Raw genomic sequence first — 23,318 nt, forward strand, 5'->3', positions numbered from 1 at the left:
AATTGAAACAGATCACCGTTGGACGCGGCCTGACCCATCGCCGGACATCAGCTTCTCGACTTCGGGCACTGTCACGCGGTTGAAATCGCCCATGATCGTGTGCTTGAGCGCCGATGCCGCGACCGCGAATTCAAGGCTCTGCTGCCGGTCTTCATAGGCGTTGAGCCCGTAAATCAGCGCCGAAGCAAAGCTGTCCCCGCCGCCCACACGGTCGACAATATCGGTCAGCTCGTATTTGCGGCTGAGCATAAAGCCGTGATCGCGCGTGCGCAGGCAGGCCGACCAATTGTTGCGATCCGCGCTCAGGCTTTCGCGCAGGGTGATCGCGATGGTGTGCATATCGGGATAGATATCGAGCACCTTCTGGCCCAGCGCCTCATACTTCGCGGTATCAAGCTCGCCCGATTCCACATCGACATCCACCGTGATGTCGAGCGACTTTTGGCAGTCTTCTTCATTGGCGATGCCGACATCGACATATTTCACCAGTTCGCGCATCACTTGCGGCGCACTCTTGCCGTACTTCCACAGCTTGCCGCGGAAGTTGAAATCGCAGGAGACGGTAAGCCCCGCTTCCTTCGCCGCTTTGACACAAGCCATGGAGAGGTCAGCGGCGGACTGGCTTAGCGCAGGGGTAATGCCGGTGATGTGCAGCCATTTGGCGCCTGCGAAAATGGTCGGCCAGTCGAATTCATCCGCGCTGGCATTGCAGATCGAGGAATTGGCGCGGTCATACACGACTTTGGATGGGCGCTGGTTCGATCCGGTTTCGAGGAAATAGATCCCCACACGCTCCCCCGAGCGGCTGATATGCGCGGTGTCGACGCCGAACTTGCGCAATTCCATGATCGCGTTTTCGCCAATGTCATTGTCGGGCAGCGCGGTGACGAAACCGGCATCCAGACCGTAATTGCTCAGCGCCACCGCCACATTTGCTTCGCCGCCACCGAAGGTCGCTTCGAACTGCGGCGATTGGAAAAAGCGCTCGTGTCCCGGCGTTTTCAGCCGCAGCATGATTTCGCCGAAGGAGAGAAAGTCAGTCATCGAAAGTCCCGTGAAATGCGACCGCGCAGCGCGATCAGGAGAAGGCCAGGCCGCCGTTTATATCCAAATTGACACCGGTGACAAAGGCAGAATTCTGGGAAATCAGATAAAATACCGCATCGGCCACTTCACCTGCTGCGCCCTGCCGTTTGAGCGGGGTGGCATTGGCCACGTTTTCGCGCACCGCATCAGGCGTGAAGGTGTCGTGGAAGGTAGTGGCGATCATCCCCGGAGCGACCGCGTTGACGCGAATGCCCTTCGGCCCGAGCTCCTTGGCGAGACCGCGGGTGAAGGTCATCACCGCGCCTTTGGACGTGGCATAGGCAATCGCCCCGCCCCCGCCGCCATCGCGCCCGGCTATCGAGGACAGGTTAACAATCGCCGCGCCTGCCTGCATATGCGGCACCGCTGCCTTGCAGGCGAGAAACGTGCTGGTGAGGTTTAGCTGGATAACATGGTTGAAGAAGGTCTCGTCCATTTCGGCCAGCGTCTTGCGAGCCACCAGACCGCCCGCATTGTTGACCAGTGCGTGGATTTCCTCCCCGAACGCGGCCTGTGCAGCTTGCACCAAAGCATCGACATCGGCCGCCTTGGTCACATCGGCCTTCACCGCAATGGCCTTGCCCCCCGCCGCTTCAACCGCCGCCACCGTCGCATCCGCATCAGCCTGATTGCTGTTGTAATTGACGACGACATTAGCGCCTTCGCTGCCCAGCCGGACCGCAATGGCGCGCCCGATATCGCGGCTGCCGCCGGTAACGATTGCGGTTTTCCCTGTAAGACTGCCCATGTGTATTCCTTGTCCGGTGATTGGATGTGATGGAGAGGATTAGTCGCCCAGGCTGAAGCGGGCGGCATAGCCCTGCCACGCAAGCTCTCGGCTTTCGATTGTTACGCGGTGCGATGCCGCAGGATCATTCTGCCAGGAAATCGCCACCGCGACTGTTTCCCCGGCAAGCGTTTCGATCAGGATGACGTCATATTCGTCTGCTTCGACATGGCGCAGGGCGGCAATCCGGCTGTCGCCTTCAACCGTTTGTTCGGCTGCGCCATCATAAAGGCCGTGTGGTTCCAGCACGCTAACGAAAGTCGCATCGCTGCTGTCCATCACCCGCTGGATCACCACCGGCTCGCGGCGCAGATTGAAATCAGGGTCATTCGCCCCGCTTTCGCCAAGGATCACCTCAAGGCCGTCCTGCGGAACAAAGCGATAAGTGTAGAAGCGGCCGTCGAGCAGCCACGTCATGAAACTTTCGCCCTCGTCCGGCGCGGCGCGTCCGTCTTCCCAGATATGCTGGTAACCATGCCCGCTGCCCAGCACCGGGCGCGTATCGACATAGCGTTCGAGATCGAACCCCAGCCGCATGATATGGCCCGCATAATGCAGCGGCAGATCAAACTGCACCGGCGTTTCGCTGGAGGCGCGCAGCACATCCAGCGCGAGCGGCTGCGCAAGCCCTTCCACGGTCACCAGAGCGAGCAGCCGCTCCATCGCCACGCCTTCGTTCGGATAGGCGCTGTCGATGCTGGCGGCGCTGGCCTGGAAGCCGTCTGCCACATGGAACCAATCCTGCGTCGGCCACGCCGCCTCGGCCAGAGCGAGATCGCCGTAGAAATGGCTCTGTTCGTTCACCACCAGCGTATTGTGCGCGATGGTCTGCTTCGCCCAGCTTTCGTTTTCAGGCAGGTAGCGCCCGCCCTCTTTCGCCTCGATATTGAGGAAACGCGCCGCGCCGTAATCGGTGACGACTTCCTCGCCCATCGCGTAAAGCTGCCAGCTCAGCTTGTCGAAATGGCCGTGCCCCATGCCTTGCGAGGCATTCTTGGCGACCAGCGCCATGTGATTGGGGCCAGTGCCTTCACGCAGCACGGCAATCGCGCCCTGATCGCCATCAGGCCCGTCGGAAAATAGCATGGAGCGGAAGCGAAATGGCTCGGCCTCCCCAGCGGAGAGCGCCTCGGCCATGCCCAGCCCGGCGGGCGAAATCACCGTGCGGTTCTGGAAGCGGGCGATATCGAGCAGCGCGGGATCGCCGCTCACCGCGTAACCGATGGCAACGCCTTCATACAGTTCGGCCGTGTTCAGGCTCTTGTCGCGCATGGCATCGTTGAAGGGGAAGAAATACCCGTTGTAAGTCAGCTGGATGGTCGTATCGAGCGCCTTTAGCAGAATGCCGTCACGATGTTCGAAAATGCGCAATTCCGGCTGGTTTCGCTCGATCGCTCCAGCAAACACCATGAACGGCAGCATGGCGAAACGCTGGTAATATGGCCCTTCGGTATAATATCCATCGGGCGAGAACAGCAGTTCGGCCTGGCGGATAAAGCCCGCCTCTCCCGGCCCCGCCGTGCCGTAGAGCGCGCTGCGCACCATTTCCTCGTCATCCAGCACATATCCGGTCATCCCGACCGCGGCGGTGGCCCAGGTGGCGTGGTTGTGGATGAGATTGAACGTCGCAGCCGATTCCACCGAGAGGAAATGCGATGCGCGGCGGAACACGTCATTGTCGATCCGTTCCCGCTCAGCAGCGGGCAATTCGTCTCGGATAATCTCGTAGGCTTGGATCGCGTGGACTTGCCACATGGCATCGTTGAGCACTTGCCAGAACAACCGCCCCACATTCTGGTTCGCCCTTGCGGGATGCTCCCCGAGCGTCGGATAAAGCGCCGCGTATTCGAGCAGCATTTCACGCACGAAGCCGAAATATCGCGGTTCGCCCGTCAGTTCGTATAGCTGCGCGGCGAGCAGCATCGCGCGGTAATTCCGCTTGTGCTGTTCATGCGTGTAGCCACCGCCTGGGTCACGCGGGACAGGCACAATCACGCCCGCTGCGATCATCTCCTCCACGAAGGTCTCTGCCTGCGCCATCTCTGCGGCAAAGAGCGGGGGGTAGGCCCGTTGCTCCGCAGCTTCGGCAATTGTAGCGTCCTGTGCGGTTGCGTGCGTTGGCAAGGCGATCGCCGCCGCCATTGCGAGAGCAAACACTGTCCTCATTCCCCTGCCTCCCCGTCAAAGCTGTTGTCGCGCATTTCCACGCGCGGCGCGCAGGCGCATTCGCGTTCAACGATTGCAGGCGCGGGGGTGTTCTGAAAGCGGTTATCCGCCACCACAGTGCGCGGCGTGCCGACAGTATGCGTGATAGCCACAGGTGCCGAGCCAAGGAAGTGGTTGCCAAGGATGCGGGTGCGCTGTGTTCCGTGCAGCTCAAGCGATGCCCCGGCGCCCGCGCCAACTGCTTCAAGGGTCGAACCGGAAATCAGGATATGCGGTCCGAACGTGCTTTCATCTCGCCCGCCGCGATAGACCTCGGCGACTGGCCCGCGCACATTGCGGAAAGTCGAGCCGCTGATATCGAGATATTCGACATTGTAGCGCCCCTGATCGTCCGCCTCGGCGATGGCGGAGACGACGCTGCCGCTGATATTCTCAAATGTGCTGTTGCGGATATCCACCCGATCAGCGAGCGTTGACGGGCCGAACGCGATCACATCGAAATCGCGGTTGATATCGAGATTGCGGACAAGAACATGGCCCAGCGCGATGCGCAGATTGCCGCGAATGGGAACGCTCGCCGTGCGGATCACAGCATTGGCGGAGGAATCGGGGGCCTGCGAACCGTCGATAACCAGATTGTGCAGCGCCAGCGCGCCATTCTCGCGCAATTCAAACAGGGTGGGCCGCGCAAATTCGATGATCGTTGCGCCATTGCTGCTGCCGGTCAGCGAGACCATGCGCTCCACCGGAATGGTGCGGTCTATCACATAGGTTCCGGGCGCGAGCAGCAAGGTGTCGGATTCGCCCGTGTCGCCAATCGCGGCAATCAGCGCCGCGGATGAGAGCGGGACGGCCCGCATCTCGCTTTGCCCGAAAGCAGCCTCCGGTGCGGGCTTGGGATACCAGTCCACCCCCACTTCATCGAGCGCAAGCACCCGCAAGTCGCGCGGTGCGCCGACAGCCGCCAGCGCAGGATCGACCGGATAGAGCAAGCCATTCGCGCCGCGTTCCAGCCGCGTATCGGCGGGCTTCGCAAAGGACAGCTCGGGTGCCGCCTCGCCGGCCAGCAGCGCATTGCCTGCAAAGCGGATGCCATCGACCGGCGCATCGACCTCGACAAATCTGGCCCCTGCCCGGCCAGCGAGGAGATTGTTGCCGAACGTGCTGTCAGAGGGCGCGACCGAGCGTTCGGCATCCGCCCCTGCGCCAAACGTAATGCGATCACTATCGTGGATCGAATTGTTCTCGATCTCGGCAAATTGCACCTCGACATAGCGGTTGGCGGGCGAATTGGGCACGCCGTTCATCACTGTCAGCGCGCTGGCGAACCCGTCTCCCCGCAGCCCTTCCATGTAATTTTCACGCACGATCTGGCGGCGGTTGATCACCCGTATCCCGCCCGTGTGATCTACGCCATTGCCCAGAAAGACATTGCGCTCCACCACATTGCCGTCGCCGTGGCGCAAAGTCAGCGCGCCGCGCGATTCCAGGAACAGATTGCCGCGCACCAGATTGCCGCCCGCCTTGACCGAAATGATCTCCACCTCGCCATTGCAGCGGTCGAAAATGTTGTTTTCGACAATCGTGTTCGAATTGAACTCGGCAAAATGGCTGGTGCCGATCCGCAGCGTCTCCCCGCCATTGGATCCGAGATTGGGGCGCGGGCCGAAATAATTGTGGTCGATCCGGTGGTTGTTCTCGCGGCTGTCTTCGGTGTTGAGCCGGACGGCCAGCGTCACGCCGGCGTTGGTCTTGCCTACCAAGTGGTTGTGATCGAAGCGGTTGTTGCGCCCGTAAAGCGCCACCCAGTAATCCGAATCGAAGCGGTCGGGCTTGCTGAAGTGGTCGATGACCACCTGCGTCACGCGCGAATTGAAGGCCAGTGTTTCACTATCAACCCGGAAAGCAATCACTTCGCCTGTGGGGCTGTGTCCGTCGCGGAAGACGAGGCCGGATACGACAAGATGCGATCCGCCAATCCGCAAATTGGACTGGCCGGTCAGGATGACCCCGCCCATGGTTTCCGCAGTCAGCGTGATCGGCGCTTCCTCGCGCCCCTGCCCTTGCAGCACGATTTCGAAATCGCGCCATTCGCCATCGGCAAGGATGATAGTGTCACCTGCTACAACGCTGCCCGCCACCTGCTCGTACTCCGCCTGCGTTTCGACGAAATACTCCTCCGCCATGGCGGGAGACGCAGCGAGGCACAATGCGACAATCCAGGCGGCCAGTGCGCGAAACATTGCTTTCCTCTCATCCTCAATTGGGAGGGAAGAATAGGCCGCCAATGCTGTCAGTCAACCGATATTCTATGCCAAAATGGCAATTTATATCATACCAATTTCTAACAGATCAGCCGAGCTTTGCCGCGGTCATGAAGCGCTCGCGGCTCTGGCTCGCGCGTTGTTGCAACTCGGCAAGTGCCTGCGCCTCGGTGGCGTCGAGCATTGTGCCGATCAACCGCTTGAAATGTTCGCGCATCGCGCCGCGGGCTGCTGCCGCATCGCGCGACCTAAGGGCTTCAAAGATCGCCCGATGCTCCTCGCGGCGCGCCGAGGCATCATGCAAGCAGACCGCATCATAGGTGGCCTTCACCTGCGGCAACTGGTCGCGCATCTGCCACAGCTGGGTAATGGTGTGCACCATGGCCGTGTTGTTCGATGCAGCGGCAATGGTCAGGTGAAACTGCTCGTCAGCTTCGTCCGATAATGCGTTATCCTCGCTCGCCATTTGCTCGACGAGTTCGGCCAACCGTTCGATCTGCGCGTCGGTGATGTTGTGCGCGGCCAGCGCGGCGGCTTCGGATTCGATCAGCAAACGTGCCTCGGTGACTTCAAAAGCACTCGCCGCAGGCAGGGCCGCCAGCGCCTGCGGTGACCGCTCGGCCACATAAACTCCCGAACCGGTCTTGATCTCCAGCCGTCCGATCGCTTGCAGCGCGATCTCCGCTTCCCGGATGGTGACGCGGCTGACGTTGAATTTCTCGGCCAGATCGCGCTCGCCTGGCAACCGCGAACCCGGTGGATACGCCCCTTCATCGATCAATACGACAATCTTTCGTGCGATGTCCTGATAAAGGCGTTTTGCGGTCATGGTATCCCCGGAAACAGACGAATCGTGTCGTTTGGCGACGGCGTTAGCCGATATGTCATACCAATTCCAGACTTTGCCTGTGGAGCGCGAAGAAGGGCACCCGCGGGAGAACGAGCGCCCCTCTCCGCTGTCAGAACCTTACGCGGACACCGGCGAAGTAGCGCGGACCGTAGACCAGAGTCTGACTGAAATCATCGGGAGTGCCGCGGTAATCGGTGCGCGGTTCATTGAAGAGATTGAGCCCTTCAATGGTGAAGCGGACATTGCGATTAAGCGTATAGGAAATGCGCGCTTCGAACACGCCGGTATCATCGACATAGCGAATGCGGCCCGGATCGCCCACGAATTGCTGGAAATAGCTGCTCCGGTATTTGTAGACGCCCTGGAAATCGAACCCGGCAATCTCGTAATACACCTGCGCCGACAGGACGTGCCGCGAAAGGCCGAAGATGTTCGACGGCGGGATCAAGGCTGCGCTGGTCGTCGTCGAACCGTCAGGATTGACGGTCGTGATGGCACCCAGAGTATCATCTTGAAACTCGAAATCGGAATCGGCGAAGTTGTAGCCGAGCCGGAAACCAAGCCCGTCGAGCGGGCGCGGCAGATAGGAGAAGCGGTGCGCCGCCGAAATCTCGAAGCCGTAGATCGTGCTGGTATCCTGCGTGGTGTTGGTGGTGGTGACCAGCGTTTGCAGGTCTTCCCCATCCACCGTGAAGGTTTCAAACTGGCCAACGGTCTCGAAACCGCCATTGAAAGATTTGTAATACCCGCCAACTGCGAAGATCGTGTCTTCGTCAGGATACCATTCCAGCGCCACGTCGAAATTCCATGACAGCAGCGGATCGGTGAACGGGTTACCGGTTGCGCTGGCGGTGCCAATCGCCTCCGCGACCGAGAAGATCGGGCTCCCTTCGTCAACCAATGCATTGAAACTGCGGCCGAAGCTGAGATTCGACGGGTCGGGCCGCGAAAGCGCGCGGAACACCGCCACACGGCCAAGCAGATCGGGTGTCAGGTCAGCAGTCAGGTTGAAGCTCGGCAGATACTCGGTGTAGGAACCGCCGCCGGTCACCTCTACCAGCGACGTGGTATCCTGCACAATGCTGGTCAGTTCACCCGTATTCTGGTCGAACACGGCGCTGAGTTCGCCGCGAAAGCCCGTCGCAGCAACCTCGGTATTCACCACGCGAAGGCCGATATTGCCGCGAATGGGCAAGCTGCCAAGCGTCGCATCGAAATTGGCCTGGATATAGGCTGCCAACGTCTTCTCGCTGACATTGCTGTTCTGGATCGAATCAAAATCGCCGCCCGGATAGATCGGCACACCGTTGCTATCGAAGCTGATCCCTCTTGGGTCATTCGCCTCCAGCGTTTGCGCAAGGCACAGCGCATCGAACGTTGCATAGGTGTTATAGGTTGCGATGACTTGGCCGGTCGCGGTGTCGACATTGGTGATCAGCGGGTTGCCGCCGCTCACCGATTGCAGGAAGCCTTCCTCCGGGAAAGCCGTGCGACAGGCCTGGTTCGCGATTGCCAAAGCATCATTAGTATAAGTAAGTTCTAACCGGCTAGGGAGACCCGCATCGGCACCCGGCACATCGCGATAGACCAGATCCTGGTAGCGACCGCCAATTTCAACCGACGAAAAGAAGCCATCCAGTTCGTAGGCAAGATCGACCCGTGTCGCCCAGATCGAATTGAAGCGATCCTGTTCCAGATCATAGCGCGCACGCGCATTGTCGCTGAAGACATCCGGATTGGTCGGGTCAAAGTCGCCAACAATGAAATTGACGATCTGCGATCCGTTCTGCTGGATCTGGTAAGCGGTCTCGATCCTGTCGTCTGACGTATTGCTGTTGCTGTTAGGGTTGGAGAAATCGCTTTCGCGCGAGCGGGGATAGCCTGCGGGATTGCCGAAGATATCTCGCTGGTCACGGATACGCATCCGGACTTGCACCGCTTCTTCAACCCGCTGCGTTTCCGAATAGGACACATCGCCCGTAATCGTCAGCCGATCAGAGATGTTGGCTTCAAAACCGATTCCGCCACCATAATATGTTTCCAGGCGCTCTGTATATTCACTGTTGGTCTCGATGCTGGTTTCGCCGGTGAACTGGAGCAATTCGCCGTTGGGGCCGACGAGCAGATCGTAATCGAGCCGGTTGCCGATCAAAGGATTGTCGAGGAAGCTGGGATCGTTCGCATCATCGACGCGCCGCCCCTCGGAAAAATTCAGATCGTTGCGCCGCTCGCGGAACAGGCGCTGCGAATACTGGAAATCCGCGTTGAGCTCGAACAGGGGGGACGGCTGATATTGCAGCGCCGCAAAGAAGGCATCGCGCGTATCGTCCGTGATGTTCTGGCGATAGAAATAGCTGTTGCGGCCAATCACAAAATCTTCGGTGCCGGCAACATCGGGCCGGGTCGTGTTGCAATTGTTGTCGTCGCCGGTGCCCGCTGATGTGCTCGACGGATCATTGCGGCAGTAATTGAGCGTCGGGCTCGCCGCTGCCTCCTGCTCGGGATTCGTCGCCTCGTTGCGCGAATAGCCGAGCGAAATCCCAAGCTCTCCGTAACCGCCAAGGTCATATTGATCGATGTAGCTCAGCGTTCCGCGGAAGCCGAAATCCTGGAACCGCTGGTCGGGATCGATATCGAAATTGCCGGGATTGTAATTGAGCTTAAGCTCGCCCTGTACGCGCGTCCGTCCGAAATCGAGCGGGCGCACCGATTCCAGCGCGATCTGGCCCGCCACGCCGCCTTCGATAAGGCTGGCCGACTGCGTCTTGTAAATGCCGACCGAGTTGAACAGCTCGGACGGGAACTGGCTGAAATTGACCGAACGATCACCGCTGCCATTGGTCGCAATTCGACCATTGATAACGGTGGAGCTCAAGAACGGGCCGAGCCCGCGGATGGATATCTCGGTCGCCCCGCCCTGCTCGCGGTGCGAGCTCGCGCCGGTTAGCGTTTCCAGAGCTTCGCCGATGGAAAGTGCCGGAAGATCGCCGATGTCGTCCGAGGTAAGAGCATCGAAAATCAAATCGTTCTCGCGCTTTTCCTCAATCGAGGACTGGATCGTGCCGCGAATACCCGTGACCACAATGGAATTGCCCTCGGCAACCTCAGGGTCAGCAGCCTCTGCGTCCTGCGCCAACGCAGGCGACGCCACCATCGCCATCGCACTTGTCGCCAGAAGCGCGCCAAGTGTGCGGACATTGCGACCCGGCAGGCCAGCGCAAGCGTTCAACTTCACCATTTCACTCTCCCATGTTTTGTCAAAGCGTAAAAGGCTGGACCAAAAGGTCAACCTAAAAACTACACCAATTATCAGATTTATGTCTTACCAATGTGAGGCAAAAGAAACCCCGGGCCGCTATGCAGCCCGGGGTCAAGGGAGGAGGAGCTTCGTGCATCAGAAGCTTAGTGATGCACCAAAGGTCACACGCCGGTCAGGCAGGCCTTCGAAGCAAAGCAAAGCACCGTCGTTCACACAGAACTGGCGGATGTTCGACCGCGTGAGGTTCACGCCTTCAACGCCAATGTTGAGGAACGGGGTCACATCATAATTGATGCTGGCGTTCAGCTGTCCGCGCGCTTCCGACACCACCGGGAAACCGAAGGTCGAGTTGAGCGACGCACCGCCAGCCGTATCCAGCGTGCGGAATGCATCGCGCCAAGTGTAGCGGGCGCGCGCCGAGATGCCGTATTTCTCGTAGAACAGCGTGACGTTGTAAGCGTGCGGCGAGAAGTCGAGCAGACCCTGCACCGCCGACACTGGCACGAAATTCGCATCGTTGTAAATGCCGTTGATCGCGTTGAACACGTCCGTCCCGCGCTGGGCTGAAAGGTTCTCCGCCTCGCCGCCGCCGAACTCCTGATAGGTGTAGTTGGCGATCACGCCGAAGCCCGAAGCGAAGCCCAACGATTCTTCGAAGGACGACAGGTCGTACTGGAAAGCGACTTCGATACCGGTCTGCGTGGTCGTTGCGCTGTCATTGATCGTCGTCTGGATATCGACACAGATGCCGGTGCCCGGAATGTTCGACGAGACGTTACGGTTGGCCACCGGATTGAAGATACCGCCGCCTTCGCACGGCGGCGTGATGTCGCCGAAGCCGTTGCCATCACGCGGTGCTTCTTCCAGCTGCGCCACGAACAGATTGGTGCGCTCTTTGTGGAACACGCCAACGCTGAACAGCGCGGACGGAGCGAAGTACCAATCCACCGACGCATCGAAGCTCTGCACGGTTTCCGGCTGCAGATTGGGATTTCCGATCGGGATCGCCGCCTGCGCACTGGTGCCGAACACCACCGAAGTGGACAGCTGGTTGAAGTCAGGGCGGTTGATATCCTCTGTGTAACTCGCACGCAGGACGATATCTTCGGTCACTTCAGCGGTCAGGTTAAGGCGCGGCAACCATTCGTCGTAATTGCCGGTGCTGGTGACCTGCGTGACTGTCGTGCCGCTGACCGCATTACCCGTCGATGCGACACTGGTGCCGATATAACGCAGACCCAGATTGCCCCGCACCGGACCGAATTCGAAATTAGCCTGCGTGTAGAAGGCCACCGTTTCCTCTTCGATGTCGAAGAAGCCGGTATTGCTAGCCGTGGGTTCGGCAATCGAGCGCATTCCCGGAACGCCGGCCAAGGCCTGGTTGAGGATGGCAATCGTGCCCGCCTGATCGTTGAACGAACGGTTCGGATCGATCAGCAGGAAGTCGCGGAACGCCAACGCGCGCCCGTCTGCCGCATCGAAATTGCGCGGCCCGGGAACAAGTAGCTCCGAGAAAGCCGTGCCGCGCGGGCTGTCGCTGATCCGCGTCAGGTTGAGGTTGGAGGAGAATTCCTGGAACGCGCTCCGCCGTGTATTGTAACGCAAGCCCGCGTCGAAGCTCGTCAGGAAGCCCGTCAGATCGAAAGTGTCATAGCTGAAATCGAGACGGAGCGAATCCTCTGTATTTTCCCGCTGGTCATTGCCGACATTCACCGCCTGCAGAACCACGTTGGCTGGATCAAGCAATTGCGCCACCGAAGGCGCGAACGGGGAGCTTTCCGCGATTCCAAAGGTCAATGAACCACCGCTCAGATCGTATGCAAACGGCACCGCGTTATCGTTCAGCGTACCCACCAGAGGAGTGTTGGGGTTGATGAAGTTCAGCGTGGTGCTGAGTTCGGGATTGACGGTATCCGAGCGTGAGGTCGCCGCTTCGACAAACACCGTTACCAGTCCGATTTCCCATTCGCCGCCCAGCCGGAACAGCTGGCTATCGGTGATTCGCGCACCCGTATCGCTGGAGAAGCGCAGGTTGGGATCATCCGGATCAACCGACAAAACCGGTTCGATCACGCCCGTCACGGCAGCCTGGATGCTACCGAGCTGCACCCCGTCAAGCGAGCCGAAATCCACTGTCTCGAAACCGGTCGGCACATTGACATTCAGCACCGCGCTGACGCCCGACCCCTGCACGCGCGAGCTGTCCTGACGGCGCTCCTGCTCGTTCACGAAAGCATCGAAGAAGATGCGCAGATTGTCCGATGGCGCCCATTCGACGGTGCCGGCAAAGTTGATCGTTTCAAACTCGAAATTCTCGAGTTCCTGGTTGAGGAACTGGATACCGAGGAAGTCGAAACTTTGCGCGGCAGGACGGCGAGTGGCCTGATTTTCGAGACTGCCATTGCGGATCACCTGCGCATTGACGTTTTCGACAAGACCGCCATCACGGTCAACACGCGGGCGGAAAGAAGTCGCTTCCTGCTCGGTGTAGCTGCCCGAAAGCACGATACCGATTTCGCCGATGCCGGTGTCCCAATTGTCGCCGAAACTGGCGGCAAAGCGCGGCGTCACGCTTTCGGAAAGCTCCGAATATTCGCCCTGCACGCGGACAGTGGCTACGCGGTCAACCAGATCGAGAGGGCGGATCGTGCGCAGATTGATCGTGCCGCCAACCGAACCTTCGATGGTCCTCGCCTCGGGCGCTTTGATGACTTCAACCGAAGCGATAATCGCGGCGTTGACGTCTTCGAAGTTGATGCCGCCGCGCCCAGCACCAGCACCTACGGTGGACACACCGTTGATTTCGGTACGGTTGTCGTTGGTGCCGCGGATCTGCACGCCGGTGCCGACACCGGCGGTGCGGGTAATCTGGATGCCGGGAATGTTTTCCAGCACTTCGGCGAGATTCTGGTCGGGCAGCTTGCCGATGTCTTCGGCCTGAATCACTTCGACGAGGCTGTCGGCATTGCGCTCTTCATTGAGCGCGCTTTGTAGCGAGGAGCGGATGCCAGTCACAACGATGCGATTATCGGGCGCCTCTTCCGCACCCGGATCGGCAACCTCCTGCGCCATGGCCGGCGCGGCCAGAGCCGCCACTGCACCACTTGCGAGCAAAGTCGCCAAAACCCGCGATTTCCATCCGGACGGTACCGAACAATCCCAATTGCCCTTCGTCATAATCTCTCCCTTTCACCTTACTGGCTTTGCGCCTCTTTGAGCGTTCTACGCCCTTTTGTAAACCTTCGATGCACTCCAATTACCGATTATCTGTCCTACCAATTTACAGAAGGTGGCGATCTCGCGTCGCAAAACCCGCCTTGCCCCGCACGTTTCGGATCAATCTTGCTCTGATACCGGTGTCATTTTCGGACACGCAAATTGCCCGACCAGCTTCAAACCCAGAACGGGACGTGAAGCAGGCACCGCCCCAGGCCGACCATGCGCCAAGCTCTGTCATCGGGCCAGCCACCCTCCGTCTACGGCAAGGATATGGCCCTGAACATAGTCCGCCGCGCTGCTTGCGAGGAACACTGCGGCGCCGCCGATATCCGCCGGATCGCCCCAGCGCCCTTCGGGTATCCGTTCGAGGATCTGGCGGTTACGCGTCGCGTCTGCCTGCAAAGCCGCCGTGTTGTTGGTGGCGATATAGCCCGGCGCAATGGCATTCACATTGATTCCCTTGGCCGCCCATTCATTGGCCATCAGCTTTGTGAGGCCACCCACACCGCTTTTGCTGGCTGTGTAGCTCGGCACGCGGATGCCGCCCTGGAAAGTCAGCATACTGGCGATATTGATAATCTTCCCGCGCGCGCCATCCCGCGATGACCAACCGGTCATGTGGCGAGCCACCGCTTGGCTGAGGAAGAACAGAACCTTGAGGTTCACGTCCATCACCGCGTCCCAGTCAGCCTCGGTAAACTGCAGCGCATCCTCGCGTCGGATAATCCCCGCATTGTTGACGAGAATATCGATGCGGCCGAGCGTCCCGACGCATTCCGCCACCACGCGCGCGCAGGGTTCGATCGAGGACAGGTCAGCATTGATGACCTGCGCCCGCACCCCTTCAGCTTCGACCAGTTCGCGCGTTTCGGCCGGATCGCGCCGCGCCACCAGCGCAACATCGGCTCCGGCCTTGGCAAGCGTGACAGCGATGCCTTGGCCGATGCCGGTATTCGCGCCGGTCACCAGAGCCACCTTGCCGGTCAGATCGAATGCGCTCACCCAGGCCTTCTCCCGAACTTCAGAGGCCGCGAAGATAGGCGCTAATCGCCTCGTCTTGCGAATTGGCGTAAAACAGATCCGCAAACCGCTCGCCAGCAATCGCGCTGCGGAGCAGTTCCTGATCGACCGTTTGCAACACGGTCAGCATATCGTGGCACGTCTTGGACTTGAGCTCCGCCAAGACGCCCCTGTTCTTCGCCATGATGGCCGCGCGTTCTTTGGGATAGCCGACACCGCTCTCGCCTTCGAACAGCTTGCGATAGCAATCCTGCAGGTTCAGTTCTGCTGCCCAACCGAAGCCCTTGGCATAGGGCATGGCAACCGCATTGCCGTCATTGATCTGGGCAAAAAGGAAGGCGTCGGTCGGATCAATCACCAGACCGCAGAACACGCCCGGCATAGCATTGCTCGCCAGCATCGAACCCGTCCCCGTGCCGCATCCGGTGATCACGAAATCCGCCGCACCGCTATTCAACAAGATGCCCGTCAGCAAACCAACCATGGGGTAGGTCAGCTGCGCATCGTCCTCTGCCGCATACATTCCATAATTGTGCACTTCGTGGCCCAGCGGCTCCACCGCCGCAGTCAGCGCACCGTGGATGACGCAGTTTTTGGCCGCCTGGCTGTTTTCATTGATGAGTGCGATTTTCATTCGTTCCACGTCCCGTTGCAGCCGCTCCGCGGCCATGCGCGCGAAAAGCAGGTTCTTATTTGTCCACTTTGGTAACCGGTGTCATTTTTGATTGCAAGAACTTCCTTCCCGCTTGTGCACATCAGGCTGGCGGAGTGACGGATTCGCGCTTTACGAGTGTGGAAGGGAGGAGCCATGGATGCTCCGCGGCGGCCTCTGGCGGGCCGATCAGCTTAAGCGCCGCGACCCGCGCCATTTCGACAATGGGCCACCGCACCGTGGTGAGCGACGGCCAGACATGGCTCGACAAAGGCGTATCGTCGAACCCGACAACCGAAATATCCTGCGGTATGCGCAGCCCGTTCCGGCGGCAGGTAATCATCGCGCCAATGGCCATTTCGTCATTGCAGGCGAAGATCGCGGTGGGCGGATCGGCCAGTGCAATTAGATCGCGCGCGGCCTCTACCCCGGATTCAAAAGTGTAGGCGCCCGGACGAAACAGCTCGGGCAACAGCGGGATGCCCGCCGCCACCAGCGCTTCCTCGAACCCGCCACGCCGCTCTTGCGGAGAGGTAAAACCGACCGGCCCGTCGATCAACCCGATCCGCCGGTGCCCGCTGGCGATGAGATATTCGGTCGCCTGCCGCACCGCCTCGCGGTCGTTCGAGCTGACGATATGCGCCGCGTCATCATTCTTGATCGAGCTCATCCGGACATAACGGGTGCCCGTCTCGCGGCACAGCGCGACCAGATTCTCGTCGCTCGACAGCGGCGGCAGCAGCACCACGCCATGCGGGCGTTGGCGTTCGAGGAATGCGCGCACATCGTCTTCGAAACTGGCCGAGTTGCGGTCAAACGGCTGCACCATCAGAGCAAATTCGCTGCCCGCAATCGCCTCCATCACCCCTTGTTGCACGTTTACGAGGAACTGCGCGTTGGGGTTGTCATGGATCGCGGCGATAATGAAATTGCGGCGCAAGGCGAGCGCGCGGGCTTGGAGATTGGGCACGAAGCCCATCTCCCTGATCACCGCTTCAACTTTCTCCCGCGTCTTTTCAGAGAGCAAGGGGGACTTGTTAATGACTCGGCTGACCGTCTTTTTGGAGACCTTCGCGGCGGCGGCCACGTCGTTGATCGTCGGTTTGCCCTCGCCCTTCATCGGGCTCTCTTAAGTCCAAGTTTGTGCAAGGCCAAGAGGCGGTGTCAAAATGCGCCCGGCAACCAGAGCGACAACTGCGGGACATAAGTGACAAGGATGAGCGCCGCGATCAGCGTTAGATAGAACGGCCAGATCGTGCGCACCATCTGGCTAATCGGCATTTTGCTCACCGCCGAGCCAACAAACAGCACCGCGCCTACCGGCGGCGTCACCAGCCCGATCCCCAGATTGAGCATCACGATAATGCCGAAATGCACCGGATCGACCCCGCTCGCCATGGCGACAGGAAGGAAGATCGGCGTTGTGATGACGATCAGCGGCGCCATATCCATGAAGGTGCCGAGCATCAGCAGCATGATGTTGATGACGAGCAAGGTCATCAGCGGATTGTCGCTGATGGTGGTGATAAGACTCCCCAGCCCGGCGGGCACTTCCAGCAGTGCCAGCGCAAAGCCGAACGCGGTAGCCGCCGCAACGATGAACAGCACCATGGCGGCGGTGCGCACCGATTGCTGCGCCGCTTCCCACGTCCCGCGCAGGCCGAGACTGCGATAGACCAGCGATCCGACCAGGATGGTGTAAACCACCGCGATGGCAGAGCTTTCCGTGGGGGTAAATATGCCCGACAAGATGCCGCCCATAATGATGATCGCAGTCATCAGACCCGGAATCGCATAGAAGGCAGCGCGCAGGAAGGCTCTCCAGCCCGGGAAATGACCTCTGGGCAGATTGCGCCGCCGCGCCACCAGCCACGCCGTACCCATCAGCATGAACCCGGTCAGCAGACCCGGGATGACGCCTGCCAGAAACAGATCTCCGATGGACACGCCAATCCCCGATGCCGCGGCATAGATAATCATATTGTGGGAGGGCGGGATCAGCAGCCCAACAATCGCTGCCGTTACCGTCACGTTGGTTGAATAGTCGCGGTCATATCCCTTCTCGTCCATCAGCGGGATCATGCTCGATCCGATGGCCGATGCGCTGGCAATGGCGGAGCCGGAAACCGCGCCGAACATCATGCTCGCGCCGACATTGACCAGGCCGAGACCGCCCTGCACGCGGCCAAAGGCGGCATCGGCCACGCGCACCAGCCGCTCGGCAATACCGGCGCGATACATCAGGTCACCGGCAAAGATGAAGAAGGGTATCGCCATCAGCGTGAAAACGCTGATCCCTGCCGCCATGCGCTGCACTGCCACGATCAGCGGGATATCGGCCACCCAGAAGGTCGCCAGCGCTGCACCGAAAAGGGCAAAGGCCACCGGCACACCCACCGCCAGCAGCAGGAACAACACGCCGAACAGGACGAGGATTTCCATCAGCCCTGCTCCTTCTCGGTCAGTCGGACATAGATACGGCCAAGCGAGAACAGCGAAATCAGCAGACCGGCAAAGGGGATAATGATATACGCCCAGCCCCGGCTGATCCCCAACGAGGGGATCACGTGCACCCGTACCTCCCACGCCAGCATGGCGCCATAAACCAGAAAAATTCCGCCAAAGACGCAAATCAGCGCGTGGATGCCAATCCGTAGGCGTCGACGCGCCTTGGCAGAAAGCTGCTGTTCAAGCAGTTCGATACGGATATGGAACCGCTCCCACACGCCTGCTGCGGCGGCGAGGAACACATACCAGATCATCAGCACGAGCGAGAGTTGCTCAGACCAAGAAGGGCTGCTTTCGAGCACGTATCGCCCGAACACCTGCCAGCCGATAATGGCCGTCATGATCAACAGGCCGAGTGCGCCAAGTTTCACCAACACATCGGCCGCACTGTCTGCAATGTTGCGCTTCACAAGCTGCCTCCCCGCAAGGCCAGAACCCGGTCAACCAGTTCGCGCTGCAACGGTTTGGTGAGCGATGCCTGCCACACGCCTGTCATCGCAGCGACAAAGGGCGCGGGATCGACTTCGTTTACCTCGACACCGGAGGCCATGATAATCGCGCGGCTGCGCGCATCCTGCGCTTCCCACAGCTCGCGCATATAGGGCACGGAATCGCGTGCCGCCTGCTTCACAATGGTCTGATCCTCGGCCGACAACGCATCGTAAGTCACCTTGCTCATCACGAACATTTCGGGGGCGAGAAGATGCTGGGTCAGGCTGTAATAGGGCGCGACTTCGAAATGGCGGCCATTCTCGAAGCTCGGCCAGTTGTTTTCCGCCCCGTCGATCACGCCCTGGGCGAGGCTGGTATAGACCTCGTCGAGCGGCATCGGCACTGCGTCAGCACCCAGCGAGCGCACCATTTCGATGTAGAGATCGGAACCGGGAACGCGCAATTTCAGTCCGCGCATATCCTCCGGCGTGCGGATCGGGCGGCGGGTGTTGTAAAAGCTGCGCGCTCCGGAATCGTAGAAGCATAGGCCGATCAACCCGTGCGGCGTAATGGAATCAAGCACCGCCTGGCCAATCGGGCCGTCGGCGAATTCGTGCATATGCGCCACATCCTCGAACAGGAAAGGAAGCGCGGGAACGATGGTTGTGGGCTCAATCGAATTGAGTGGGGCGAGATTGACGCGGTTGAAATCGATGCCGCCAAATGTGGTTATCTCCAGCGTATCACGCTCATTGCCCAATTGTCCGCCGGGATAGAGACGCAGATTGAGCCTGCCCGCGGTCCGCTCGCGCAGCAAGTCGCCGAAATAGCGCACCGCCTCGACCGGAGGAAACCCTTCGGGATGCGTATCGACCGAGGTCAGCAGGCCTGGCCCCAGCCTGCGGCCACAGCCCGCGAGCATAAGGCTCGCTGCACCGCTGGCAAGCACCCCTCTGCGCGACATTCCGAAAGTCATCGTTTCTCCGCATTGGCGAGAATAATCTCGAAGGCACCAAACCCGCCGAAGCTCAATTCGGCGTGCGCCCCCGCAACCGCTTCATGAATGCCGGTGACTGCACCGCTGGATACATACAATCCAGCATCAAGTGTCAATCCTCTTTGTATTACCAACCTGCGGAGAAAGTACAGGGCTTCGAGCGCGCTGGTGCGGAAATCATCGAGCTGGCGTTCGGCCACCAGCACGCCGTTGATCGTCGCGCTTACCGTGGCAGCACCGTCGCGACTCCGCCAGTCGGTGATCTCCGGCCCAACAACCAAGCCATTATTGTTGCCGAAATCGCTGATGACCGCAGTGGGGCCATAGGCATTGATATCGGGGATCGGGCTGCTGGCAATCTCGGCACCGATAAACATCCGGTCTTGCTCTTGCGTCTCGCCAAGGCAAAACACGAATTCGGGTTCGATGGCCGCGAACCCGCCATCGAAAATATCCATCTCGACGCAGCCGCCATGCCCGACCCCCAATACGCTGCGCGCAAAGATCGGGCCAGCCAGAAACTTGTCCGCATAGCGGTCGGCATAGGCAGCGGGCACGCCGCCGACTTTCCAGCCCGCCACCCGGTCGTTCCACGCGTCGAGCGACTGGTCCTGAATCCGGTAGGCATCTTCGAGACTGCTGGGCAAGCCTGCCGGAGGGCCAGGCAATGCCCGACCCGTTGCCCGCGCCTTCAGCAATGTCGCCGAAATCTCGTCAAATCCGGCTGTGAGCGTGTTGTGTCCCATAAATCATGACGCCTCCTTGCGCGGACTGTCCGAAAGCATCGCATTGCGCGTCGCTTGCATTCCTCAAACTCTCCCGTCGGAACGACCTTTTTGCAGTTCGTTCCTGATGGGCAGCACCCCTGCTGACACCGGTTACCGTAATCATTGACACCGGTGACAAGGATCGTCAATACCCGTGGGAAAGAGAAACGAGGAGAGTGATGCTGTGAGTATCAACGCATTGAAATTGTTCGGTACGACGGTTTGTCTGACGGCGATTGCGATGTCCGTCCCCGCTGCGGCGCAGGACGGCACCAGCGACCTCCCGGCCATTCTTGCAGACGGAGATGCCCCTTACCTCCCCGACTTTTCCTATGCGGGCTATGATTACGGCCTTTCCCCGCTCCCACAGATCGACACAGTGATCGACGTGGCGGATTTCGGTGCCTTCCCCGATGACGGGATCGATGACAGCGTAGCTCTGCGTGCAGCCATCGCCGCAGCGGGCGAAAGCGATGTGCCAGTGCGCGTGCAACTGGCGCCGGGTCGCTACCAGCTCACCGAGATTCTATGGATCGAAAGCAGCAATATCGTGCTTGCGGGCTATGGCAGCGGTGAAGGCGGAACCGAACTGTTTATGCCCCGCCCGCTCAACCAAATGGATGATGGCGGCGCGGCAGACGAACTGCGCGAATATCTGGTCGCCTATGACAAGCGCGAGCGGCAGCCCGACCAGAACCTCGACGTCCTCTTCTCCGAATGGAGCTGGAACGGCGGCTTCTTGTGGGTGCGCACGCCCGGCGGCCGCCACGCGACCTACCTCGACGAATATGACCAGCCGATTGTCGAAGTCGCCGATATTGCTGCGGGCAGCAGAGGTTCGAGAGTACTGACCGCTCCCGAAGCTGCGACGCTGGCGGTGGGCGATGTCCTGCAAATCCACTGGCACAACCGCGCCGGGGAAGACGGCCCGCTGATCGCAGCCATCTATGGCGAGGATCGCGATGACTTTCCGGTGGGTGACAGGCACTGGCTGCTGCCCGACCGCCCGCTGGTGCGGCAGGCGACGCGGATCGAGGCGATTAGCGGCGATCAGGTGACCATTGCCGACCCGCTGCTACACGATATCAACACCAGCCTGCCCGCCTACTTCGCCGCGTGGGAGCATTTGTCCGAAGTCGGTATTCAGGACATGGCGCTGATCTTCCCGCCCAATCCCGATTTCGGCCATCACAATGAAGCGGGCTTCAACGGCATCTATTTCACCGGCGTGCACAATGGCTGGATCAGCAATATCCGGATCGAGAATGCCGATGCGGGCGTGATGACTGATGATTTGGCCGCTGCCACCATCGCCAATGTGGTGACCGAGGGTAACCATATCGCGCATTACAGCGTGCATCTGGGCAATGTGCACAATGTGTTTGTGACGGGGAACGAAGTGTTCAATCCCACCGTGCACACGTTCAGTTTCAACACGCAGGCAACCCGATCAGTCTACCACCGCAGCACCGGTTGGGAGCAACCCACGCTGGACCAGCACTCCGGCGCCAATCACCAGAACCTGTATGACGATGTGACCGTGCATATCCGCCCGACGCCCGCGAGCGAGGATGCGCCCGCCACTTACGACCTGTTCCGCGCAGGGGGAGCGGGATACTGGCAGCCGGGACACGGGCAGTTTAACACCATCTGGAACCTCAAAGTGCTGGTGACGAGCGGCGCGGCGCCGGGCGAAACGGTGGTCGTCACTGAAGGCAGCGGCGGCCCCGATGCGCGGGTGGTCGGCCTGCATGGCAACCGCTCGATAGAGCTACGCTATACGCCCGAACCCTATACCGAGATCGACGGCAACCGGCAGTCCGCCGTGCCTTCACTGTATGATTGGCAGGCCCAGCGCAGGCAGCCGTAAGGTGTTGTCAATCTAACCGCAACTTGTCTCTGATCGACGCAGCTATCCCCTACCCGCTGTGAGTTCAGGCCATGAGGTTCTTCCACTCACCCGGTGCGGCTGAGCGGGAGGCTTGATGAGTTGGCCTGTAAGCTGAGACGAGTGCTTCGGGTGCTTGGCGGAGCAGTCGGTCTGCTGCGAACCGCTCTCTGCGTAATTTTCCCATGTCCGTGGGAAAGTAGTGGGAAAACCGGCTAGTCCGGCACGTGATGAGGCGTTCCGGGAAGACGCAAGCCGCAGAATTCCGTGCTTTGTCGGCCGTTTCCCATGTTTGGGTTGCTGGGAAGATTGACGCCCTTGCCGGGAAGTCCCCGAGTTTCTCATGGCAATCGAGCAAGTTTCGGGTTGCCTCTTCCCAGACTGTTCTGTATTTGATCTGACGTCCAAAGACGCAAACCCACCACAGAAAACGTGATTGAAACGCTTTTCGAAAGGTGGCTTGCTATGCCCAAATCAAATTTCCCGCAGTTTACCGAGCTGAGCATCCGGTGGTGCTCGGTTGATGATCTTAAGCCGTATTCGGACAACCCCCGGACGCACTCGCGCGCTCAAATCCGGAAACTGCAAAGAAGCCTCAAGACCAGAGGCTGGACCAACCCCCTGCTGATCGATGATGATGGCAACCTGCTTGCCGGCCACGGACGCCTTGAAGCCGCTATGCAGAGCGGTGAGACCCACGTTCCAGTAATTAGCCTCGGGCAGATGAGCGAGGCCGAGAGGCGGGCCTACATCATCGCAGACAACAAGCTCGCTGAGGACGCCGGCTGGTCAAAGGAACTGCTGCGCTCGGAACTCTCGGGTCTGATTGAGCTCGGCTACGATGTCGAGCTCACAGGGTTCGACACGTTCGAGATCGATGGCCTTCTTTCGTTCGATGATGACGTTGTCGAAGAAGACAGTGTCGAACTGCTTGATGACGAGGCCGTCCCTGTGTGTCGCACCGGCGACCGCTGGTCAATTGCTGATCACAAGCTTGCAGTGGGTGACTGCCGCAACAGCGAATTGATCGCCGGGCTACTGGATGGCGAACTCGTCCGGATGGTCCTGACCGATCCGCCTTATGGGTGCCGTATCAAGAACAACGTCTCGGGCAATGGCAGGGTCAAACACGACGACTTCCTGGCGGGGGCAGGTGATGTCCCACTCCCAGAGTTCGGCGCTACACTGATCCGTCCAGCGTTTGCTGCTGTGGCACCGCATTGTCTTGCAGGTGCCCTCTGTTATGTCTTCACCGATTGGCGGGCCGCTCCTCATATGTTCGCGGCAGCCGATGGAATATTTCTTGAAACAAAGAACCTGATCGTCTGGGTCAAGGATCCGGGCATGGGCAACTTCTACCGCTCTGCCCACGAACTCTGCTACGTCTTCAAGGTCAGCGCAGGCGATCACACCAGCAATATCG

Annotated in this window: 16 protein-coding genes; 2 read left to right on the forward strand and 14 right to left on the reverse strand. The window is 59.9% G+C overall.

Going from position 1 to position 23,318, the window contains the following annotated elements:
- Positions 1-12: 12 nt before the first annotated feature.
- The 14 genes from GC121_RS15080 to GC121_RS15145 form a co-directional block, all read right to left on the reverse strand.
- Entirely contained in the window at positions 13-1,044 is a 1,032-nt protein-coding gene (locus GC121_RS15080) for a sugar kinase (protein WP_151975498.1), read from the reverse strand.
- A 34-nt stretch (positions 1,045-1,078) separates the two neighbouring features.
- Entirely contained in the window at positions 1,079-1,834 is a 756-nt protein-coding gene (locus GC121_RS15085; protein WP_151975499.1) for an SDR family NAD(P)-dependent oxidoreductase, read from the reverse strand.
- A gap of 39 nt (positions 1,835-1,873) precedes the next feature.
- Positions 1,874-4,030: an alginate lyase family protein gene (locus GC121_RS15090; protein ID WP_199857897.1), complete on the reverse strand. Its 2,157-nt coding sequence runs from the start codon at positions 4,028-4,030 to the stop codon at positions 1,874-1,876.
- 5 nt (positions 4,031-4,035) lie between these two features.
- Positions 4,036-6,282, reverse strand: a complete 2,247-nt coding sequence (locus GC121_RS15095) for a polysaccharide lyase 6 family protein (protein WP_151975501.1) — start codon at positions 6,280-6,282, stop codon at positions 4,036-4,038.
- Between the two features lie 109 nt (positions 6,283-6,391).
- A complete protein-coding gene (locus GC121_RS15100; RefSeq protein ID WP_151975502.1) occupies positions 6,392-7,132 on the reverse strand; it encodes a FadR/GntR family transcriptional regulator in 741 nt (246 codons plus the stop codon).
- A 130-nt stretch (positions 7,133-7,262) separates the two neighbouring features.
- Entirely contained in the window at positions 7,263-10,391 is a 3,129-nt protein-coding gene (locus tag GC121_RS15105) for a TonB-dependent receptor (protein ID WP_151975503.1), read from the reverse strand.
- Between the two features lie 156 nt (positions 10,392-10,547).
- A complete protein-coding gene (locus tag GC121_RS15110; RefSeq protein ID WP_151975504.1) occupies positions 10,548-13,589 on the reverse strand; it encodes a TonB-dependent receptor in 3,042 nt (1,013 codons plus the stop codon).
- A 276-nt stretch (positions 13,590-13,865) separates the two neighbouring features.
- Positions 13,866-14,633: a 2-dehydro-3-deoxy-D-gluconate 5-dehydrogenase KduD gene (gene kduD / locus GC121_RS15115; protein WP_151975505.1), complete on the reverse strand. Its 768-nt coding sequence runs from the start codon at positions 14,631-14,633 to the stop codon at positions 13,866-13,868.
- A 19-nt stretch (positions 14,634-14,652) separates the two neighbouring features.
- Positions 14,653-15,285, reverse strand: coding sequence for an RpiB/LacA/LacB family sugar-phosphate isomerase (locus GC121_RS15120; RefSeq protein ID WP_151975506.1), 633 nt, complete (start codon positions 15,283-15,285; stop codon positions 14,653-14,655).
- A 121-nt stretch (positions 15,286-15,406) separates the two neighbouring features.
- On the reverse strand, positions 15,407-16,423 hold the full coding sequence (locus tag GC121_RS15125) for a LacI family DNA-binding transcriptional regulator (protein WP_151975507.1): 1,017 nt from the start codon (positions 16,421-16,423) through the stop codon (positions 15,407-15,409).
- A gap of 44 nt (positions 16,424-16,467) precedes the next feature.
- Positions 16,468-17,745 (reverse strand): TRAP transporter large permease, encoded by a 1,278-nt coding sequence (locus GC121_RS15130; RefSeq protein ID WP_151975508.1) that lies wholly within the window; start codon positions 17,743-17,745, stop codon positions 16,468-16,470.
- Positions 17,745-18,221: a TRAP transporter small permease gene (locus GC121_RS15135; RefSeq protein ID WP_151975509.1), complete on the reverse strand. Its 477-nt coding sequence runs from the start codon at positions 18,219-18,221 to the stop codon at positions 17,745-17,747. The genes GC121_RS15130 and GC121_RS15135 overlap by 1 nt, the downstream gene beginning before the upstream one ends.
- On the reverse strand, positions 18,218-19,219 hold the full coding sequence (locus tag GC121_RS15140) for a TRAP transporter substrate-binding protein (protein WP_234421292.1): 1,002 nt from the start codon (positions 19,217-19,219) through the stop codon (positions 18,218-18,220). The genes GC121_RS15135 and GC121_RS15140 overlap by 4 nt, the downstream gene beginning before the upstream one ends.
- Positions 19,216-19,986 carry a 2-keto-4-pentenoate hydratase gene (locus GC121_RS15145; RefSeq protein WP_151975510.1) on the reverse strand — a complete coding sequence of 257 codons (771 nt, stop codon included), beginning with the start codon at positions 19,984-19,986 and terminating at the stop codon, positions 19,216-19,218. Before GC121_RS15145 ends, GC121_RS15140 begins: the two co-directional genes overlap by 4 nt.
- Before the next feature lie 205 nt (positions 19,987-20,191).
- Between GC121_RS15145 and GC121_RS15150 the strand changes: the two genes are divergently transcribed.
- Positions 20,192-21,877: a glycosyl hydrolase family 28-related protein gene (locus GC121_RS15150; protein WP_151975511.1), complete on the forward strand. Its 1,686-nt coding sequence runs from the start codon at positions 20,192-20,194 to the stop codon at positions 21,875-21,877.
- 483 nt (positions 21,878-22,360) lie between these two features.
- A partial coding sequence (locus GC121_RS15155; protein WP_151975512.1) for a ParB N-terminal domain-containing protein occupies positions 22,361-23,318 on the forward strand: 958 nt, incomplete at its 3' end.

Source organism: Erythrobacter sp. EC-HK427, assembly GCF_902498745.1.
Classification (GTDB): Bacteria; Pseudomonadota; Alphaproteobacteria; order Sphingomonadales; family Sphingomonadaceae; genus Alteraurantiacibacter.

Coding starts and splice junctions, on each gene's coding strand:
- GC121_RS15080 (WP_151975498.1), bottom strand. CDS start 1,044: ATGACTGACTTTCTCTCCTTCGGCGAAATCATGCTGCGGCTGAAAACG.
- GC121_RS15085 (WP_151975499.1), bottom strand. CDS start 1,834: ATGGGCAGTCTTACAGGGAAAACCGCAATCGTTACCGGCGGCAGCCGC.
- GC121_RS15095 (WP_151975501.1), bottom strand. CDS start 6,282: ATGTTTCGCGCACTGGCCGCCTGGATTGTCGCATTGTGCCTCGCTGCG.
- GC121_RS15100 (WP_151975502.1), bottom strand. CDS start 7,132: ATGACCGCAAAACGCCTTTATCAGGACATCGCACGAAAGATTGTCGTA.
- GC121_RS15105 (WP_151975503.1), bottom strand. CDS start 10,391: ATGGTGAAGTTGAACGCTTGCGCTGGCCTGCCGGGTCGCAATGTCCGC.
- GC121_RS15110 (WP_151975504.1), bottom strand. CDS start 13,589: ATGACGAAGGGCAATTGGGATTGTTCGGTACCGTCCGGATGGAAATCG.
- GC121_RS15120 (WP_151975506.1), bottom strand. CDS start 15,285: ATGAAAATCGCACTCATCAATGAAAACAGCCAGGCGGCCAAAAACTGC.
- GC121_RS15125 (WP_151975507.1), bottom strand. CDS start 16,423: ATGAAGGGCGAGGGCAAACCGACGATCAACGACGTGGCCGCCGCCGCG.
- GC121_RS15130 (WP_151975508.1), bottom strand. CDS start 17,745: ATGGAAATCCTCGTCCTGTTCGGCGTGTTGTTCCTGCTGCTGGCGGTG.
- GC121_RS15140 (WP_234421292.1), bottom strand. CDS start 19,219: ATGACTTTCGGAATGTCGCGCAGAGGGGTGCTTGCCAGCGGTGCAGCG.
- GC121_RS15145 (WP_151975510.1), bottom strand. CDS start 19,986: ATGGGACACAACACGCTCACAGCCGGATTTGACGAGATTTCGGCGACA.